Source organism: Bacillus sp. GMs2/2, assembly GCF_050172095.1.
GTDB classification, from domain to species: Bacteria; Bacillota; Bacilli; order Bacillales; family Bacillaceae_G; genus Bacillus_A; species Bacillus_A cereus.
In genome coordinates this window covers 1-885 of the sequence record NZ_JBNLYE010000762.1, presented here as the reverse complement: position 1 = coordinate 885, position 885 = coordinate 1, and the positions used below count along the sequence as shown (strand labels likewise).

Below are 885 nucleotides of genomic sequence, written 5' to 3'. Positions count from 1 at the left end.
ACGCAACATATGTTATGATGGACAACATATATGTTTCTATTAAATCACCAGCCCCAACTGGTGGTTTCTCTTTATCATTCTTTTCCCTAAGAAAAAGGATTTTTGTTTTAGTGGCTTATAATCTGGATTCATCTTTAAAAATGCCCGTGTCTTTCTTGTTTGAACAGTAGATTTTTTCATCTCTAATTTCCTAGCTATTTCTTCTGTGGTATACCCTTCACCGACGTGCAGAATAATTGACTTTTCTTCTTCTTCAAGTACACTCGTCACTTCTTCAAATTCAATGGATAATATCGCTTCTTTTTCCACATCAATAGGAGATACTGCATAAAATTCTTTTACTGTTTCCTCATCTCGATGTAAATCAATCGAATGGATATTCATTTTATTCCTTTCCTCATGACTAAGTCGTCTACTCACCTTAAAAGGCGTTCCTTTCAAGTGAAGCTCATCACTCATTGCCCATTTCATACCTTTCATCACGTATGCATTGAATGTATCTACTCTCTCTGAATCATAATTCACACAATGCTCCCATAAATACAGATGGCCAACTTGTATTAAATCATCCAAATCCATATTGTTTATTTCTGCAATCTGTCCAGCTCTTGCGATACTTCCAAATTGTTGCTTAATCGCTGCAATCACTAAATATTTCTTTTCTTCAAATAATTCTTCCGCTGTCATTTTCTTTTACCATCCCTTCTTGTTTTTAAATGTAATAGTTTGCTATACTATAAAAGCATTCCGTTAAGGGTTCCACAATATTGGCAGTAATTTGCCTTCTTATCAATAGCATGATGACAAAAATCGCATTTTTTGTGGGCATGCTTTTTAATCAAGTAAAAATCAAGTAACCATCTCGGTACATACAATGGAATTCGT

General features: G+C 34.4%; 1 protein-coding gene. It reads right to left on the bottom strand.

Features of this window, described 5'->3' with window-relative positions:
• Positions 1–39: 39 nt before the first annotated feature.
• A complete protein-coding gene (locus ACQGS6_RS29325; RefSeq protein WP_242316696.1) occupies positions 40–687 on the bottom strand; it encodes a sigma-70 family RNA polymerase sigma factor in 648 nt (215 codons plus the stop codon).
• Between the last annotated feature and the right edge of the window lie 198 nt (positions 688–885).

Bases quoted from the DNA above. Each gene is read 5' to 3' on its own strand.
- ACQGS6_RS29325 (WP_242316696.1), bottom strand. From the start codon at position 687: ATGACAGCGGAAGAATTATTTGAAGAAAAGAAATATTTAGTGATTGCA.